The following is a 16565-nucleotide window of genomic DNA, read 5'->3' as shown; positions in this document are numbered from 1 at the left end:
AGGAGCAGGGACAATGAAACCAAAACCATTTGCAAAGTGGATTGTTGGTCTGAGCAGCAGTGTCTTTTTAGGTCTTGCAATCGGTCAATTGAGTGTCGCTTCGAATGATCAGCCGACGAACCCCGTTAATACAGGCGATTCCTATTCCGATGAAACGACGATTCCAAGTCAGCCGTCGCAAGGTGATGACGATGAGTGGGGTGAGTCAGATGAGGACAGTTATGAGGACGACGATGATGAAGGGTGGCAGAGCAACGAAACATCCGGCTTTGAACAGCCGAGCGGTGGAAGTGACGGACAGTCCAGTCATTCGAAATAGGAGGTGAATCGGAATGAATCGTCAGTTGTATGCGATGCATAACACCATTCGGTTCGTCACCGATCAACCGATCACAGAGGACGAATGGCAAACCATCGAACAATTTTTTCAATATGTCGACCGGCAATGGTCACGATTTGATCCTGCGAGTGAGGTCAGCCGACTAAATGGCCTGATGGTCGGAGAATCGCTCAGTGTCTCGTTACCGCTTGCACGCTTATTGCAACGTGCGATTCGTTACTTTGAACAGACTGAGCAGTATTTTTCGCCCTTTTTACTGGAACAGCAACAGGCAAATGGATACGACCGCTCGTTTCCATTCCAACGTGCCATTGAATCATTCAGGTTCGAATCCCCACCCGAGAGCAGCCCGTTTATAGTAGAAGGATGCGACGTGACACGAGTGAGTCACGGCGCGATTGATTTAGGCGGCATCGGAAAGGGAGCTGCGGCGATGCTCGCGGCACAACGGTTACGGAAAAAACAACCGCGTGGTTTGATTGAGGCGGGAGGCGATGTCATCGTCTGGTCGGATACACAGCCGTGGAAGGTTGCGATCACCGATCCGCAGACGGAACAGGCGATTGCCGAAGTTCAGTTACGCCAAGGGGCGATTGCGACATCGAATCGGGTATACCGTTCATGGAAGGTCGGACAACGCACGAACCATCATTTGTTGAGCGGCAAAACAGGTCGGCCGATTGAAACGGACGTTGTTCAAGTCACGGCTTCGGCGCCACAACTGTATGAAGCCGAAGTGATGACGAAGCTGGCGTTTCAGATGACGGAGGCGGAGCGACAGGACAAACTGTTTAAATGGTTTCCGAAGGGACGACTTTTATTGATGGATGAGTCGGGAAAAATGGTGGCGGAAGAGAAAGGGGGACAATCGATATGGACTGGGTGAAATGGTTGTTTTCGACATGGACGATGATTCGTTTAAGCGGACTGACGGGTCACTTCTTTTTGACACTGTCTGTTTTGGCGGGATTACTCGGATCTTTCCCAGCCTTGAAAAAACAAAAAGCCCGTTTGCACAACATTCATCTGTACAGCGGGTGGGCGGGATTGCTTGCGATTATCCTGCACGCGACATTGATTGTCGTCGATACGTATGCGCCGTTAACGATTCTTGAAATCATCATCCCGGGAAATGCTTCGTATGAACCTCTTTGGAACGCCTTCGGGACAATCAGTCTCTACCTGTTTGGTTTCGTGTTGGTCACATCCGACTTCCTGAAGGAAACGCTCGGGAAAACATTATGGAAATTGACCCACTGGCTCGTCTTACCGGCATGGCTCCTGATGACCCTTCACGGCATCTTCATCGGAACCGATACGGGAACACTTTTTACGACGATCTGGTATGCCTGCTCGACACTGACCTTATTCACGCTCGTGTTGTACCGGATGCAGTTACGACCAAACGTCAAAACACAGACAAAACAGGAATCCTCCGTATCAGGGTGAGGATTCCTGTTTTTTTTAGCGTTGTTGCAACCACGTTGTCCAAGACTGAAAGGCTTCTTCCCGGTTGTCGATGTAGTTGTGATCGCTGTCGACGATGATTTCTTCAAACGTACTGGCATCCTGTAAGAGATCATGGTGCAGGGATTTAATGGATGTCTCGTCGCGCTCGGATGTGACAAGCAGCGCGGACCGGGTGCGCAGTTGCTCTTTTAGCGCCAGTAGATTCCACTCGGCATGGTGCTCGGTCAACTCTTTCAGCAACGTGTCCCCGTCGGTATGCGACAGGAAGGTTGCGCCACGGCTGAGAACACCGCGTAAGGCTTCCTCATGTTCCGGATACTCGAGTACCAGCTGTCCGATCAAACCAAAATTAAAGGGCGAGATGCCGATGTAATGAGCAATGGTCGGGACATTTGCAAAGGCATGAAGTCCGGCAAAACCACCCATGCTGTGACCGACGATTGTAATCTGATCGGCTGCAACATCGTGTTGTTCTGTAAAGGTAGGAGAAGCAACGTGTTTCATGATGGCCGTTGCATCTTCGAGCGTATGACGAAAACGGAAGGCACCAGGGCTGCCGATCGTGCCGCGATACGAAGTGACGAGGACATGAAAACCAAGTTCCTGCAGTCGAACGGCCCAGTCCATGTTCAATTGTTTCCCGGGGAATCCGTGAAATAAGACAATCAAAGGAGCGGGACGTGTTAAGGCTGGGGAATACAGACGACAAAACAAGGATTCGTCTCCGCCGCTTTGAAGTTCAATCAGTGATAAACTCGCTTTCTTGGTGATGGTTTCCATGACATCCACTCCTTCTAAAAAGTTTCTTCTGTCATTTAGTGTGATACAAATCTACGAACAAGGCAATCGTTAAGTCTATGAAGTGAACTACTCACCACTTATTTGCTTCGTAAATTGAAGTGGGAGCTTCTTGGGAAGACCGTACTTTTACTAGCTACGGTTATTGACCAAGCTCATCGGGTGGTTCCCACCCTGAAGGGTTCTCAGTCTGCTAACAGCAATAAGTTGATACTCGCATTAATATCTCTGTCATGATGGGCGCCGCAAGTACACGTCCATTCGCGTACATCGATCGTTTTCTTCTCGCCTTTTACTCCACAAGAAGAACAGATTTGAGTAGAGGCGTACCATTGATCCGCTTTGATAAGTATTCGCCCATAGAATTTGCATTTGTATTCCAGCTGTCGGACGAACGCATACCAACTGACATCTCCAATCGATTTGGCAATCTTATGGTTCTTCATCATGTTCTTCGATTTAAGCGTCTCGACGACGATGACTTGGTTATCGTCAACGATCCGTTTCGACAGCTTATGAAGAAAATCTTGACGTTGATTTGTAATCTTTTCATGCTTCTTGGCGAGGATGATCCTCGCCTTGTCTCGGTTCTTACTCCCGATTTTCTTGCGGGACAAGGCGCGTTGCGCCTTCTTGATCTTCTCTTCGGACTTTCGAAGAAAACGAGGATTATTAACTTTCTCAGAAACACGCTCATCATTTGTCATGATGGCGAAGTGCTCCAGACCAAGGTCGATTCCTACTTTATTCTTGGCGGGAACCCATTGCTCTTCGGATTGATCGACAAGGATGGAGATGAAGAATTTCCTTGTCTTCGTCATCGAGACCGTCGCGGACTTGATGACACCAACGAACGGACGATGTTGTTTCAACTTCACAAAACCGATTTTAGGCAGTTTCACCTTACGATCTTGAATGCGGATGCTTCCCTTCAGATTGTTGGTCGTGTAAGAGGCTCGGTCGTTATGCTTTGATTTGAATTTCGGAAATCCGACAGACTGATCCCGAAAAAAGTTTTGGTACGCCCTGTTTAAGTCCATCTGAGCGTTCGCAAGGGAAAGACTGTCGACTTCTTTGAGGAAAGGGAATTCAGGCTTGTACTTCGCTGGGGTTGGGAGCTTTTGCTTTACGCCAGGGTTCAGTTTCGAGTCTTCATACAGTCGAATCCGCTCTTCGAGCATCTTATTGTAGACGAAACGGACACAACCGAACGTCTTCATGAAATATTCTTGTTGGGGTTTCGTCGGATAGAGTCGAAACTTATACGCCTTCAGCAAAGCAATCACTCCTTCCCTTGTTTTTCGATATAGTGTCTGATGACGTCGCTTGTCGCACCTCCGGTCGTCACTAGACAATAACTTCGAGACCAAAACATTTCTTTCCATAGTTGTTTCTTGACATGCGGAAAGTCTCGTTTGATCAGTCGGCTGCTTGCGCTCTTGTAAGCGTTCAGAAACTTTGACATCTCCGTGTTCGGGTGTGCTTTGAACAGCACATGGATATGATCGCCGTCATGATTCCATTCATTCAGCGTGATATGATACGACGCGCCGATTCGTTCGAAGGTCTGTCTCGCGAACTCCGAGATGGCGTCATCGATCACTTTTCGCCTGTATTTCACGACGAGGACAAGATGATAATTCAGAAGAAAGACTGAATGTTTATTTGTATCCATTTTCATTGATATATCAGTCCTTTTGGTTAGTCAGACTGATTGTATCAAATAATTGCATTCTTACCAAGACGGGCGATTCATCTCCCACCTACGCTTGGCTTCGCGCCAAGATGCATAGAGGTGGGAGAATTCTCGCTAAATTTAGTTAAAAAAGAATCGAAAAACGACGGTCGTCTGATTCGATGAGACACCGAAATCAAACCCCGTCGTATGTTTCCTGCGAAACTTAGAAGACCTTCGTCGTCCACGATTCACAATTCCATAAGTCCGTCGCGACGGCTTCATAAAATTCCGGTTCGTGTGAAATCAACAGAACCGTTCCTTTATATGCTTGCAACGCACGTTTTAATTCTTCTTTTGCTTCGACATCCAAGTGGTTTGTCGGCTCATCGAGAACCAGAATGTTCGATTCCGTATTCATCAATTTACAAAGGCGGACCTTCGCTTTTTCGCCACCACTGAGGACTTCGATTTTCGATTCGATGTGTTTTGTCATCAGTCCACATTTCGCGAGCATTGCCCGGACCTGTTGCTGCGTCAAGGACGGGAATGTGCCCCAAATTTCCTCGATACACGTATTCGAATTCTTTTCCTTGATCTCCTGTTCGAAATAGCCGATATGGAGATTTTCGCCGCGTTCGACCGTACCGGAAACGGATGGAATCTCACCAAGCAAACTCTTCAAAAGAGTGGACTTCCCGATTCCGTTTGCTCCGTGTAAGGCAATTTTTTGACCACGTTCAATCATCAAATCAAGCGGGCGCGAGAGGGGTTCATCATATCCGATGACAAGTCCCTTCGCCTCAAACATCAACTTACTTGGGGTCCGAGCCGTCTGGAAATGAAACTCTGGTTTCGGACGTTCTTGCGCGAGTTCGATGACATCCATCTTATCGAGTTTTTTCTGACGTGACATCGCCATGTTTCGTGTCGAGACACGTGCTTTGTTCCGGGCAACGAAGTCCTTGAGCTCAGAGATTTCCTGCTGTTGGCGTTTGAATGCCGACTCATGTTGCTTTTTCTTTGCCTCATGGACCGTCAAGAAGTTGTCGTAATCGCCGACATAACGGTTGAGCCCTTGATTCTCCATATGGTAAATCAAGTTGATGACACTATTTAAGAATGGAATGTCGTGTGAAATCAGAATGAAAGCATTCTCGTAGTCATTGAGGTATCGTTTCAACCACTCGATGTGCTGGACATCAAGGTAGTTGGTCGGCTCATCCAGCAACAGGATATCTGGTTTTTCAAGCAACAGTTTTGCGAGCAGGATCTTTGTCCGTTGTCCGCCACTGAGCTCTTGCACGTCACGATCGAGTCCAATTTCATCGAGACCTAACCCACGCGCGATTTCTTCGACTTTCGCATCAATCGTATAAAAGTCATTGTTCGTTAAGATGTCTTGTAAGACACCTACTTCTTCTAACATTTTTTCGAGTTCGTCTGGTTCGACTTCGCCCATTTTCGTATAGAGATCATTGATTTCCTGCTCGATGTCGAACAAGTATTGGAATGCCCCTTTTAAGGCATCACGGATCGTGAGGCCTTTCGAAAGAACGGCGTGCTGATCCAGGTAGCCGACGCGGACATGTTTTGCCCATTCGACTTTTCCTTCATCCGGTTCAAGCTGTGAAGTGATGATATTCATGAACGTCGATTTTCCCTCGCCGTTGGCTCCAACGAGACCGATGTGTTCCCCTTTTAACAAGCGGAACGAGACATCTTCGAAAATCGCACGATCGCCAAAACCGTGGCTTAAGTTTGATACCGTTAAAATACTCATAACTACTCCCTTATTTCACGAATTCAATTAGACGCCTGTCCGTTTTTTCTGGTTGTTCGTTTTTTTCGTTTTTTGGCTTGTCATTTGTTTTGTTTCTGTTCCGCGCAAACCGGTCGGACGTTTTGTTTGTGATTGTTTTTTTGCTTTTAACTGCTCGATCATTGCTTCTTGAAGCGATAATTTTTTTGGTTGTTCGCTCATGTGTGTTCACCTCGATTAATTCGTTCTTATCATCTAGTATGCCAAAAAAAACGTCTCTTGAAAACGAACTATGCTTATTTCTTTCATTAAATGATTTCTTCACCAAGATAAATGACATAACAATTCCGGTCGAGATCAACCTCACAGCTGTCTCGTTCGAATACCCCGTGATCGGGAACGCTCAGTTTGTCCTTGATTAAAAAGCGCATCGCTTGAATATGATTCGGGACGGTCACCGTCTTGAGAACCGGATGGGGACCGTGATCTTGGAACCGTCTGAACTCCAAGTGAATCTGGTGCGGAGGATAGACACGGTCGCTCGGATCGCGGGGCGAAGCTTCGACATGATCAACGATCAACTGATCGTATTCGCCGTCCATTTCATTGGACCGTAATTCGTACAAGTGACCTTCGATGATATGGAATTCACACAATTGATGGGCGATGATCTCATCCGGCTCGATGGCAAACCGGCTGTATTGATAAATCGATTTGAATTCATTTTGATCTTCGACATAATAGGCAAGTGACATTTGATTTCCTCCTCGAATCTTCTTAGTTGTTCTACTGCGTGGAACAAAAAAAGTTCCGGTGCGACAGAGAAACTTTTTTGCTGGAAAAAGCGTATACTTAGAATAACAAATGGTCATGAAAGGGGTATGAGATGTGAGTTGGATGAAACAAGCGACACTTGCAGCCACGTTATTGATCGGGACGACACTCAGTGGGTGCGGAGCGGATGATGCGAGGGCGGAGCGTCCGGATGATCCGGATTGTGACGACTATGAATATGACAATGATGAAGGCGTCTGGTATTGCGATGATGCAAGCTCGACCCATTCCGGTTTCTTTTATTGGGGAGGAAGTTATTTTGCCTCACGTGCCCTGATGCATAGTGCCATGCGAACGAAAGGCTATACGCCGAAATCGAAAGAAGTTAAAAGTTATAACGCCAAGACGAAAGGGTTCGGAACGGGATCTTCGTCCGGTTTCTTCGGCGGATGAACGAGCGTCAGAAACTGTATGGGGACATGGAATCGTTTTGGGATGTACTTGACGGAGAGGTCTATGCGTTGACTGAAGCGATGCCTGTCCCGAAGGAAACGATTGAAAATCTGCGGACGGCGGCACGGGATGCCTACTCGATTTTTGAGAAGGTCATCCCGATCCTTTGGACGATGGATGATGAAGGATTGATTGAACTGGGGTTTCCGAAAGTCGCATTGCCCTTTCTCCGCCTACAGACGATGCGCCCCCTGTCGATCATCAGCCGGTTTGATTTCATCGTCAGCGGGGAAAAAATTTCTGTGATGGAATGGAATGCGGATACACCGACGTTCATCAAAGAGTCGTTTGAAGTCAACGATCGAATTGCCGAAAAAGTGGGATTGAATTCAATCAACGACGGACAGTCAGAACAGTTGGCCGAGAGTGTACGTCGCGCCGTCGAGGCGGCAGAACACCGGATGAATCAGGTACCGCATGTCGTTTTCACATCGCACGGCGACAACATCGAGGACCGGTGGACGACTGAGTATTTACAACGATTTGTAGCCGGTGCTACATACTGTCCGCTCAATGAACTGGAAATACGGGCAGAAGATGGCTTGTATGACCAACAGGGACGACGCATCGATATTCTGTACCGCCAAACGTTTCCGATCGAAATGGCGTTGCTCGACCGTGATGAAAACGGAAGAGAACTGGGGGTTTTGTTGCTTCAACTCGTCGAGATGGGATTACTCGAAATCATTAATCCGCCGTCCGCTTTCCTGATGCAGGCAAAGTCGGTCTTGGCCTTGATTTGGCTGTTACATGAAACGAGCCACGAGTATCTGACAACAGCGGAACATGACATCATTGAGCGGTATTTTTTGCCGACCTATTTAGAACCGACCGCCTTTTTAGAACGACATCAAGCGTTCGTTGAAAAACCGATTTTTGGGCGAGAAGGGGACACGGTGACGATCCATCAAGGGAATGGAGCAGTCATGTACAGCAATGAACAACGGTCCTTTGCCGATCAATCGGCTGTTTACCAACAATACCAACCGTTGCCGACTTGGCAGTTGCAAGACGGAGCGGAAGTCGCTTACATGTTTGGCGTGTTTGTGCTGGGTGGACGCCCAAGTGCCGTCGGTGTCCGGGCAGGTGAACGAATTACCGGCAATCGGTCTTACTTTTTACCAATCGGGCAACACAAAAATCAAGAGGAGGATGGATGATGAAAGCAGCTATTTTAGGGGCGAGCGGATTAGTAGGTCAAGAGCTCGTCGATCAACTACTGGCGCATGAAGACTATCAGGAAGTACACGTGCTTGTCCGTCGTCCGATGAACCGGTTTCATCCGAAACTGGAAGAATGGGTGATTGATTTTGACCGGGTGACGGAAATTGAACTGCCGGAAGTGGATCATGTCTACTGTGCACTCGGAACGACGATTAAACAAGCCGGATCACAAGAAGCTTTCCGGCAGGTGGACTATACGTATCCGATCGAAGTTGGTCGTGAACTCATGGATTTAGGAGCGACGCGATTTGCCTTGATTTCTGCCCTCGGTGCCCATCCGAATGCCAAGACGTTTTACAACCGTGTCAAAGGCGATACGGAAAACGGTTTGCGTGTACTCGGTTACGATGCCTTACTTATTTTCCGACCATCACTGTTGCTCGGGGAACGGGATGAGTTCCGGTTCGGAGAACAGGCAGCGGCGCGTGTCTCGACTGTACTCCGTCCGTTACTAAAACGCAGTACGTTTGCTCCGATTGAAGCGGAGAAGGTCGCCCAGGCGATGATCCATCATACATTACACGCACCACCTGGGGTGACGGTAATCGAATCAAAAGAAATGCAGACTTGAGCGAGCGACTTTTCGTATCGCTCTTTTTTTGTAACAAAATTAATATTTGACTCATCAAATGATTTACGGTTGAATGATATAGTGCTGTCTCATAAACAAAAAAAGAAGTGAGACAATTCAGGCAAAACAGTGTATTTACGTTCAATCGGTTGGTTCACGCTTATCGTTTGGGGAAAGCGGGAAAAAGATTGAACAATGTGCACATATTGAAGGTAGACGAAAGGAGCCGATCATATGGCAGAGTTTGATCGCGATCAGGTCTATAAGACTGTTCCGCAAAAAGGATTCTTCGGGAATCCGAAAGGGTTGTTCACCCTGTTCTTCACCGAGTTTTGGGAACGTTTTTCCTACTATGGAATGCGTGCCATCCTCATCTTCTATATGTACGATTCAGTCGCAAATGGTGGTCTTGGCATCGATAAAACGACGGCAGCGTCCATCATGGCAGTTTACGGATCACTTGTTTATATGTCAGGGATCATCGGAGGATGGGTCGCTGACCGTCTGTTAGGCACCTCACGAACCGTCTTTTATGGTGGGATTCTCATCATGCTGGGGCATATCGTGTTGGCATTGCCGGCAGGGATTACAGCGTTGTTCATCTCGATGGGACTCATCGTCATCGGAACAGGGTTCTTGAAACCAAACGTTTCGAACATCGTCGGTGACCTGTACAGTAAGACTGATAACCGCCGTGATGCGGGTTTCAGTATCTTTTATATGGGAATCAACGCCGGAGCGTTCCTTGCACCGCTCGTCGTTGGTAAAGTATCGGATACTTCCGGCTACCATGCTGGTTTTGCACTGGCGGCAATCGGTATGTTCGTGGGTCTTGTCGTCTTCGTCTTGACGAAGAAAAAGAATCTGGGACAAGCGGGAACGTACGTCTTGAATCCACTGGTCGGAAGTGAACGGAAACGTTTCTTCACAATTGCGACCGTCGTCGTCGTCTTGATTGCGATTTTAGGAACGATTGCAGCAACAACCGGTCTGCTGACAATCAGTCGATTTACATTGATGGTTACGATTTTAGGGATTTTGATCCCAATCGCTTACTTCACCGTCATGTTACGGAGTCCGAAAATCACGGGGGATGAACGTTCACGTTTGATCGCGTACATCCCGTTGTTCATCGCAGCGGCGATCTTTTGGGCCATTCAGGAACAAGGTTCATACGTACTTTCGATTTTTGCAGACGAACGGACGAACCTGTCATTCCTTGGATTTAAACTGGAACCAGCCTTTTTCCAATCACTGAATCCACTCTTCATCATCGTGTTGGCACCTGTCTTTGCCAGCTTCTGGGTGAAGCTTGGTGATCGTCAACCGACAACGATGCAAAAGTTCTCGTTTGGTCTGACATTTGCCGGATTATCGTTTATCGTCATGACGTTACCGGGCCTCTTGTTCGGAACAGAGACGACGGTAAGTCCGCTTTGGCTCGCCTTGAGTTTCTTCCTCGTCGTGATCGGGGAGCTGTTCTTGTCACCGGTCGGATTATCGGCAACAACTAAACTGGCGCCTGCTGCCTTCTCGGCACAGACGATGAGTTTATGGTTCTTGACGAATGCGACAGGTCAAGCAGTCAACGCACAAATCGTTAAATACTATACAGCCGATACTGAGATTTTGTACTTCGGAATCACAGGATTCGTCGCCATCGTCTTTGGTGTCATTTTATTCATCTTTGCACCACGACTTCAAAAATACATGCGCGGTGTCCGCTAAGTACCGGAGCGCATAACAAACGCCCTGAGGAAATTTTCCTCAGGGCGTTTGTTTTAATCATTTGTCCGAATATGACGCAGCGATTCAGCGAGTAGTGCAACAAGTGTTCCGAGTACAAGACCGTTTGAGATCAGCGTCGTGACGAGGGGCGGCAAGTCAGCCGTCGCACCTTTCGGCAAGAGCAACGAGCCGATCCCGACGAGTAACGGAAGTCCGACCGTAATCATCGCCGTCTGTCGATTCAGTTCCCTAGACGCTTCAGTGACACCGATGATTGCCATACCGGCAACGATCGGGGCGACCATCGCATACCCGACAGCAACGGGAATTTTTGCAATCAGTCCGACGAACGGCGTGACGACACTGAGGAATAAACAAATGATATTAGCGACCGCAAAGGCTCGACGGTCCGTATTATCCGTTGAAGCGATAAAACCGGCTGTTCCGGAAATCGCGACCGGACCGACCGTTCCGAACATTCCGGCAAAAATTTGCCCGATTCCGGCCGTAACGCCGGCAGTCGCGACTTGTCCTTTGACCTTCTCTCCGCGTTTCGCACTGATGATGCGTTCAATGACTTTGATGTTCGCCAAAACGTTTGTCATCAGTAACAACGAGATGATCAATGCGGTCGGAAGCAGGCTCCAGTCGAGATGAATGCCGCCAAACGGCATCAAATCAGGGAAGGTAAAGAATGGACCATCAAACGTCGGCATTTCGGCGCGTCCGATTAAGGCAAACATACTCCAGCCGACGAGTAAGGTAATCAATAACGCATATTGCCGCAATCGGTCACTGCGTTCGAGGTAAAGCGAGACGATGACGGTCAAGATGGAGATGATGGCAGGGAGGACTTGAATCTTGCCGTCTTCGATGTTGAGCAACCCTTTCATGACAGACCCTGATAATTGAGCAGACAACAGTAGCATGTACACACCGATGACCTGTGGTGTGAACAGCGGAACGAGTCGACGCAGGACACCGGTCAGGGTAAGAATGATACAGATGATGCCGCTGAGGATCAGCAGGAACCCAAGTGACTGCAGTGTCGTGGAATAACTGCCGTATAATGTGATGCCGATCGACGAGTAGAGGGCGAATACACCCCACCAGATTCCGGCAGGACCTTCCATGATCGGCAGACGGTGACCAAATAAAACTTGAATCAGACTTAAAATCGCAAAAACGAATAAACAACGTGAGAGGAAAGCGAGGGTATCCGCACTTGATAATTCAAATGAGGCAGCAATCGCGAGTGGCGGGGCAATGTTCGTACAAATGATAAATAAAAACCACTGAATCGTAGATACAACAGTACGTGGCAAAACAAATGATTCCCCTTTCGAATAACCGATACTTTTTTTATCTTAAACCAAATATTGAAAAAGAGATAGATACGCTTACATTAACTGAAAATTCAAAACTTAATTTTCATATGTGATGTATCACATTGTAAGGGGTAGAAGAAAGAGAGGGGAGAGATGAAGATGAAGAAATGGATCAAACGAATCGGAATCGGTTTTGCAAGTCTTCTAGCCATCATCATCGTCGTGTTTATGGTGTGGTCACAGTTCGATTATGGACCGACCGCGGAAGCTAAAACGTATCTCGGAGAAAAAGTCGGACAAGGGTATCAGTTTGGGGATCCGAAGAGCGAAACCGGCTTTATTTTTTATCAAGGTGCCAAAGTAGACCCTGCGGCGTACAGTTATATCGGGCAACAACTCGCGGAGAAGGAACATTTCGTCATGATTCCGAAATTGCCGTTTAACATCGCTTTACTCAACGCCAATGAAGGATTATCAATCATAGATGATCATCCGGATGTCAAACGGTGGTACCTGATCGGTCACTCACTGGGAGGGAGCGCAGCATCGACGATTTTAGACGAGAGTCCAAAAATCAAAGGCATCATTTTCCTCGCCTCCTATCCGATCGACGCCATTGATACACCTTCATTGACGGTGTACGGTGGTCGTGACGGCGTCCTGCCCGTAAAGGATATTGAAGCAAGTAAAGCGGACGTTCGGTCTGATGCGACATTCCATCTGATTAAGGACGGAAATCATGCTAACTTCGGGATGTACGGAAAACAGAAGGGCGACAATTCAAGTCCGTTGAGCGCAAAAGAACAACAGGATGAAACGTTGACGGTCATCGAGGCGTTTCTGAAGGGTCAGTAAAAAGTGAAGCAATACAAACAAGGGTGGCAGATTATAATTCTGCCACCCTTGTTGTGTGATGCGGGAAAGTTGCCTGTCTCACGGCAGGGTTAATTTAATCGTCGTGACACTTCGTCAAGCGTCGGCAAGGCAGCCATGGCGCCTTTGACGGATGCCGCCAATCCTCCGGAAATCGCGGCGAACCGACCGATGTCCCGTAATTCCTCTTCACCCCAGTCAAACGAAAACGAGCGGATGGCACACTGATGCAGAAGTCCTGACATGAATGCGTCTCCGGCTCCTGTCGTATCGACGGCATCGACGGAAATCGCCTTGATTTCTGCCATGGAGCGGTCCGAGTAAAGAAGAGAACCTTCAGCCCCGCGTGTCACAGCGAGTAAGCGAATCGGATATTCGGCCAACAGTTCGGCCGCGCCTTCGTCGAGATTCGTCTGTCCCGTCAAAAAGGTCAGCTCTTCTTCGGCCAGCTTAACGATCTGCGCATCCGGTAAAACGGAACGAATCGTTGAACGGGCCGCCTCTAAATCAGACCACAAAGATTCGCGTAAGTTCGGATCGTAGGAAATCGGTACAGCATGTTCTTTCGCAATCTCGATGGCGCGACGTGTCGCCTCGACCGAGTCCCCGGAAATCAATGAAATCGATCCGATATGCAAAAGATCGGCATCTGCGAGTGAGGTGGGAATGTCTTTTTCATGAAAACTCATATCGGCGCGGTAACTGTTGATGAATTCAAATGAGCGTTCACCATCGGCCGAGTTCGTGACGAGAACAAGACCTGTTTTATGCTCCGGATCAAAGACAAGATGGTCCGTTTTGACACCGTAATGATGCAGCGTATCTTTGAGGAAATGGCCCATCGAATCGTCACCGACAGAACCTAAAAAGTAACTGTCTGCACCGAGTCGTGCTAAACCGACCGCAACGTTTGCCGGGGCACCACCCGGATTTTTTTGAAAGGTCAGGTTGTCTGTATCCAGTGGAATCAAATCAATTAATGCTTCTCCAAGACTATAAATTCTCATACGATTTGCTCCTTTCAAAATCAGGACGAATCCGTTCAACGTGAAGGGCCATATAGCCGACTTCCGAAATCGGGACCGTCGTCTGTAATTCCTGTTCGAGCCAAGCCGCCATGTTTTCGGCACAACGGAAGGCGTCGGTATAACGCGTTTGGACGGCAGACAAGATCACATCGTCCATATCGTGTAACGTTTGCCCCTGTTCAATCCGGGCCAAAACCAGTTTCATATGAGTGAAGAATCGATAATAGGTCATCGATGTTGTTTCAATCGTCTGCCCAAAAAAGGCTTCAATTTGTTCACGTAATTCATTTAATAAAGTAGCCGTTTGCAGGGCTGTGGCCATATTCGGATGCTGCTGACGGGCATTGTACAAGTGGAGTGCAATGTTCGCAGCCTCTTCTTTCGGTAAAGAAACAGCCAATTTCTTTTCGATGTGGGCTACGGACCATTCTCCGATCTGATACTCTGCGGTATAGAGCAATCGGATTTCTTCCGCCAATCGATTGTGAACGACTAATTCTTCCCGGGCGAGCCGGACGGCGTGGGCGAGGTGATCAGTCAGACTGACGTGAATGTAGTCATGAAAAGGTGTTTTCAGTTCTCCCTCTGCGTAGGAAATGATCTGCTCCGACAAATCGATGATATCAAGTGGTGTCGTCGTTAAGATTTCCTTGAACTGTTCTGCATTTTCAAAAGACGGAATAAACATTTTTTCGATTTTGGACGGATCGACGGGATCCTTCTTTTTTTTACCGAAAGCAATGCCTGGTCCCATGATGATTCGTTCTTGACCGTTTTCTTTTGTAACAATCGCATTGTTGTTGAGTACCTTATAGATGATCAGTCTGACTACCTCCTTTCTATTTATATTATACGGCTAATCCTTCAACTAAGAAAACTGACAAATGCGACCCGAAGAGGATTCTCAAGGGGTCGCATCGTTTAGTTAAGCAGCCAAATCTGTCTGTTTTTGTTTCCGTGCGTCAAGACGCATCAGGATGACAGTGGCGACGAAAGCAGTCGCTACGGCAATCGCAAAACCAACCAGATAGTTGATCAAGTTCGAGGCACCGAGTGGAGCGACGATTGCGATCATCGGAATGCCGGTCAATCCATAGGCGTTTGCCGCGACTTGTGTCAAGACGACGTAACCACCGCCAATGGCACCACCGATGGCGCCGCCGATAAATGGTTTACCGAGTCGCAGATTTACACCGTAGATGACGGGTTCTGTGATACCGAGGAAAGCAGAAAACGCAGAAGGGAGCGCCAGTGCTTTCAGTTTGACGTTTTTCGTCATGAAGTAAACGGCAAGTCCGGCTCCACCTTGCGCGACGTTGGCCATCGACCAGATCGGGAGGAGGAAGTTTTTACCGATGCTCTTATCTGCCAGCAAGCCGGCTTCAATCGCATGGAAACTGTGGTGCATCCCCGTAATGACGATCGTTGAGTACAGACCACCAAACAACAGTCCGGCAACGACGGAGAACTGTTCGTAGAAGAAGACAAGAATAAATGAAATCCCTTTTCCGAGCAACGTTCCGATTGGACCGATGACGATGAGGGCAAGAAAACCTGTCACAAGAATCGTGACGAATGGTGTGACGAGCAGATCCAGTGTTTCCGGTGTCCGTTTGCGCACTTGTTGTTCAATTTTGGCCATGACCCAAACTGTCAGGAGAACAGGGAAAACCGTTCCTTGATATCCAATCAATTCAATGTTCATCCCAAGGAAGTTCATCACTTCCGGTTCACTGTTTCCGAGTGTCCACGGGTTCAGCAACGACGGGTGCGTCATGATTCCACCGATGACGGCACCGAGGTACGGATTGGCGCCGAACTCGCGTGCTGCTGAGAAACCGATCAAGATCGGTAAGATGATGAAGGCAGAAGACGAGAACATATCCAACAATTGAACGATTGCCGAGTCACCGCTGACCCAACCGAACGCTTTGATCATACCAAGCAGTCCCATCAACAAACCGGCTGCAACGATTGCCGGAATCAGCGGAACGAACACGTTGGACAGGGAACGTGCGAGACGGGCAAAGGGATTCAGTTTTTGAGAAGCTGCTTTTTTTACATCGAGCGGTTCTTCTCCATCGAGCTTCACACCAGCGAGTGGTGCGAATTCAGCAAAAACTTTATTAACCGTTCCCGTTCCGAAGATAATTTGGTACTGACCAGAACTGGAGAATGCCCCGCTGACACCATCCAAATCTTCGAGTGCCGCTTGATCGACTTTGGATTCATCGTGTAAAACGAGACGCAGGCGCGTCGCACAATGGGCGGCTGTGATGATGTTTTCTCGACCACCAACCAGTTCAAGGACACGTGCTGCAGTTTGCTTGTAATCCATGTTGATTTCCTCCTTTAGGAAAGGCGTGCGATGGCAACAGGCCACAAAAAAAGGCAAGACCGAACAACACCTTCACGAACGAGGTGTTGAATCGGTCTTGCCAGCCGTACTGTCACAATCCGCACTATTTACTTGTTGCCCTC

The 16565-nt window shown here is 48.1% G+C and carries 18 protein-coding genes; 8 read left to right on the top strand and 10 right to left on the bottom strand.

Annotated elements, in window-relative coordinates:
* Positions 1 to 13: 13 nt before the first annotated feature.
* The 3 genes from KNP87_RS09235 to KNP87_RS09225 are packed head-to-tail and all read left to right on the top strand — an operon-like array spanning position 14 to position 1789.
* A complete protein-coding gene (locus KNP87_RS09235; RefSeq protein WP_026831696.1) occupies positions 14 to 319 on the top strand; it encodes a hypothetical protein in 306 nt (101 codons plus the stop codon).
* A 13-nt stretch (positions 320 to 332) separates the two neighbouring features.
* Positions 333 to 1226, top strand: a complete 894-nt coding sequence (locus KNP87_RS09230) for an FAD:protein FMN transferase (RefSeq protein WP_214721495.1) — start codon at positions 333 to 335, stop codon at positions 1224 to 1226.
* Positions 1214 to 1789: a ferric reductase-like transmembrane domain-containing protein gene (locus KNP87_RS09225; RefSeq protein WP_119923457.1), complete on the top strand. Its 576-nt coding sequence runs from the start codon at positions 1214 to 1216 to the stop codon at positions 1787 to 1789. Before KNP87_RS09230 ends, KNP87_RS09225 begins: the two co-directional genes overlap by 13 nt.
* Positions 1790 to 1804: 15 nt before the next feature.
* On the opposite strand, the gene KNP87_RS09220 is transcribed toward KNP87_RS09225, so the two are convergent.
* From KNP87_RS09220 to KNP87_RS09195, 6 genes are all read right to left on the bottom strand, one after another.
* Complete coding sequence (locus KNP87_RS09220; protein WP_214721494.1) at positions 1805 to 2590, bottom strand: alpha/beta hydrolase; 786 nt, start codon at positions 2588 to 2590, stop codon at positions 1805 to 1807.
* A gap of 203 nt (positions 2591 to 2793) precedes the next feature.
* A complete protein-coding gene (gene tnpB, locus KNP87_RS09215) occupies positions 2794 to 3885 on the bottom strand; it encodes an IS200/IS605 family element RNA-guided endonuclease TnpB (RefSeq protein WP_214721493.1) in 1092 nt (363 codons plus the stop codon).
* Between the two features lie 5 nt (positions 3886 to 3890).
* The gene (gene tnpA / locus KNP87_RS09210; protein ID WP_012370514.1) at positions 3891 to 4289 is read right to left on the bottom strand and encodes an IS200/IS605 family transposase; all 399 of its coding nucleotides are present in this window, start codon (positions 4287 to 4289) and stop codon (positions 3891 to 3893) included.
* A gap of 220 nt (positions 4290 to 4509) precedes the next feature.
* Entirely contained in the window at positions 4510 to 6066 is a 1557-nt protein-coding gene (locus KNP87_RS09205) for an ABC-F family ATP-binding cassette domain-containing protein (protein ID WP_026831699.1), read from the bottom strand.
* Between the two features lie 27 nt (positions 6067 to 6093).
* Positions 6094 to 6267: a hypothetical protein gene (locus KNP87_RS09200; RefSeq protein WP_012371785.1), complete on the bottom strand. Its 174-nt coding sequence runs from the start codon at positions 6265 to 6267 to the stop codon at positions 6094 to 6096.
* A gap of 86 nt (positions 6268 to 6353) precedes the next feature.
* Positions 6354 to 6800, bottom strand: a complete 447-nt coding sequence (locus KNP87_RS09195) for a hypothetical protein (RefSeq protein WP_119923459.1) — start codon at positions 6798 to 6800, stop codon at positions 6354 to 6356.
* A gap of 142 nt (positions 6801 to 6942) precedes the next feature.
* Here KNP87_RS09195 and KNP87_RS09190 point away from each other — a divergent pair, with 142 nt between their 5' ends.
* The 4 genes from KNP87_RS09190 to KNP87_RS09175 all read left to right on the top strand — a co-directional run bounded on the left by KNP87_RS09190 (position 6943) and on the right by KNP87_RS09175 (position 10855).
* Positions 6943 to 7272: a hypothetical protein gene (locus KNP87_RS09190; RefSeq protein ID WP_028105438.1), complete on the top strand. Its 330-nt coding sequence runs from the start codon at positions 6943 to 6945 to the stop codon at positions 7270 to 7272.
* The gene (locus KNP87_RS09185; RefSeq protein WP_214721492.1) at positions 7269 to 8492 is read left to right on the top strand and encodes a glutathionylspermidine synthase family protein; all 1224 of its coding nucleotides are present in this window, start codon (positions 7269 to 7271) and stop codon (positions 8490 to 8492) included. Before KNP87_RS09190 ends, KNP87_RS09185 begins: the two co-directional genes overlap by 4 nt.
* Positions 8492 to 9127, top strand: a complete 636-nt coding sequence (locus tag KNP87_RS09180; RefSeq protein WP_035414005.1) for a Rossmann-fold NAD(P)-binding domain-containing protein — start codon at positions 8492 to 8494, stop codon at positions 9125 to 9127. The genes KNP87_RS09185 and KNP87_RS09180 overlap by 1 nt, the downstream gene beginning before the upstream one ends.
* Before the next feature lie 234 nt (positions 9128 to 9361).
* The gene (locus KNP87_RS09175) at positions 9362 to 10855 is read left to right on the top strand and encodes a peptide MFS transporter (RefSeq protein WP_026831704.1); all 1494 of its coding nucleotides are present in this window, start codon (positions 9362 to 9364) and stop codon (positions 10853 to 10855) included.
* 53 nt (positions 10856 to 10908) lie between these two features.
* Here the strand turns inward: KNP87_RS09175 and KNP87_RS09170 are convergent, their stop codons facing one another.
* Entirely contained in the window at positions 10909 to 12180 is a 1272-nt protein-coding gene (locus KNP87_RS09170; RefSeq protein WP_214721491.1) for a purine/pyrimidine permease, read from the bottom strand.
* Between the two features lie 162 nt (positions 12181 to 12342).
* Between KNP87_RS09170 and KNP87_RS09165 the strand changes: the two genes are divergently transcribed.
* Positions 12343 to 13038, top strand: coding sequence for an alpha/beta hydrolase (locus tag KNP87_RS09165; protein ID WP_214721490.1), 696 nt, complete (start codon positions 12343 to 12345; stop codon positions 13036 to 13038).
* Between the two features lie 89 nt (positions 13039 to 13127).
* On the opposite strand, the gene KNP87_RS09160 is transcribed toward KNP87_RS09165, so the two are convergent.
* The 3 genes from KNP87_RS09160 to KNP87_RS09150 form a co-directional block, all read right to left on the bottom strand.
* Entirely contained in the window at positions 13128 to 14063 is a 936-nt protein-coding gene (locus tag KNP87_RS09160; protein ID WP_026831707.1) for a carbohydrate kinase family protein, read from the bottom strand.
* Positions 14050 to 14901, bottom strand: coding sequence for a PRD domain-containing protein (locus KNP87_RS09155; protein WP_353049365.1), 852 nt, complete (start codon positions 14899 to 14901; stop codon positions 14050 to 14052). The genes KNP87_RS09160 and KNP87_RS09155 overlap by 14 nt, the downstream gene beginning before the upstream one ends.
* Before the next feature lie 108 nt (positions 14902 to 15009).
* The gene (locus KNP87_RS09150; protein WP_026831709.1) at positions 15010 to 16422 is read right to left on the bottom strand and encodes a sucrose-specific PTS transporter subunit IIBC; all 1413 of its coding nucleotides are present in this window, start codon (positions 16420 to 16422) and stop codon (positions 15010 to 15012) included.
* Positions 16423 to 16565: the final 143 nt, after the last annotated feature.

The organism is Exiguobacterium sp. s192, from assembly GCF_018618795.1.
Lineage (GTDB): Bacteria > Bacillota > Bacilli > Exiguobacteriales > Exiguobacteriaceae > Exiguobacterium_A > Exiguobacterium_A undae.
This window is presented reverse-complemented; position numbering and strand designations above follow the sequence as displayed.

What these genes read in the sequence shown, in the direction of transcription:
- KNP87_RS09150 (WP_026831709.1), bottom strand. Translation starts at nt 16,422, where the DNA reads ATGGATTACAAGCAAACTGCAGCACGTGTCCTTGAACTGGTTGGTGGT.
- tnpA (WP_012370514.1), bottom strand. Translation starts at nt 4,289, where the DNA reads ATGAAAATGGATACAAATAAACATTCAGTCTTTCTTCTGAATTATCAT.
- KNP87_RS09235 (WP_026831696.1), top strand. Translation starts at nt 14, where the DNA reads ATGAAACCAAAACCATTTGCAAAGTGGATTGTTGGTCTGAGCAGCAGT.
- KNP87_RS09220 (WP_214721494.1), bottom strand. Translation starts at nt 2,590, where the DNA reads ATGGAAACCATCACCAAGAAAGCGAGTTTATCACTGATTGAACTTCAA.
- KNP87_RS09185 (WP_214721492.1), top strand. Translation starts at nt 7,269, where the DNA reads ATGAACGAGCGTCAGAAACTGTATGGGGACATGGAATCGTTTTGGGAT.
- KNP87_RS09190 (WP_028105438.1), top strand. Translation starts at nt 6,943, where the DNA reads ATGAAACAAGCGACACTTGCAGCCACGTTATTGATCGGGACGACACTC.
- KNP87_RS09205 (WP_026831699.1), bottom strand. Translation starts at nt 6,066, where the DNA reads ATGAGTATTTTAACGGTATCAAACTTAAGCCACGGTTTTGGCGATCGT.
- KNP87_RS09225 (WP_119923457.1), top strand. Translation starts at nt 1,214, where the DNA reads ATGGACTGGGTGAAATGGTTGTTTTCGACATGGACGATGATTCGTTTA.
- KNP87_RS09200 (WP_012371785.1), bottom strand. Translation starts at nt 6,267, where the DNA reads ATGAGCGAACAACCAAAAAAATTATCGCTTCAAGAAGCAATGATCGAG.
- KNP87_RS09195 (WP_119923459.1), bottom strand. Translation starts at nt 6,800, where the DNA reads ATGTCACTTGCCTATTATGTCGAAGATCAAAATGAATTCAAATCGATT.
- KNP87_RS09160 (WP_026831707.1), bottom strand. Translation starts at nt 14,063, where the DNA reads ATGAGAATTTATAGTCTTGGAGAAGCATTAATTGATTTGATTCCACTG.
- KNP87_RS09165 (WP_214721490.1), top strand. Translation starts at nt 12,343, where the DNA reads ATGAAGAAATGGATCAAACGAATCGGAATCGGTTTTGCAAGTCTTCTA.
- KNP87_RS09230 (WP_214721495.1), top strand. Translation starts at nt 333, where the DNA reads ATGAATCGTCAGTTGTATGCGATGCATAACACCATTCGGTTCGTCACC.
- KNP87_RS09175 (WP_026831704.1), top strand. Translation starts at nt 9,362, where the DNA reads ATGGCAGAGTTTGATCGCGATCAGGTCTATAAGACTGTTCCGCAAAAA.
- KNP87_RS09180 (WP_035414005.1), top strand. Translation starts at nt 8,492, where the DNA reads ATGAAAGCAGCTATTTTAGGGGCGAGCGGATTAGTAGGTCAAGAGCTC.